This window comes from Streptomyces galbus, from assembly GCF_005280195.1.
Taxonomy (GTDB): Bacteria; Actinomycetota; Actinomycetes; order Streptomycetales; family Streptomycetaceae; genus Streptomyces; species Streptomyces galbus.
This window is the reverse complement of the sequence record NZ_SZPR01000109.1, coordinates 1-247: the sequence shown is the minus strand read 5'-3', so window position 1 is coordinate 247 and position 247 is coordinate 1. Positions and strand designations below refer to the sequence as shown.

General features: G+C 29.1%; 1 protein-coding gene. It reads right to left on the bottom strand.

Going from position 1 to position 247, the window contains the following annotated elements:
• Positions 1-247 (bottom strand): hypothetical protein (locus E4U92_RS36205; protein ID WP_168725294.1); only part of this gene is annotated, 247 nt, incomplete at both ends.

The window sequence follows — 247 nt, the reverse complement described above, 5'->3', positions numbered from 1 at the left end:
TAAAGTTCTTAAAGCATCAAATAATTCAGTAGCCTTGAATTTAACACCATTAACTGTAATGTTGTTTTTAATAACACGAGTTTTAGGATTATAATATTCAGGACTTGTGATAATCTTATAAACTTCAGGTGTAAGACGACGTAAACCTTTGAAACCATTAGTTTCAAATTCACGTTGAATATGAGTTTTGAAGAAATCACTTAAAAACTTACCACGAAGATTTAAGTTACTATCAAGATAAGCACCA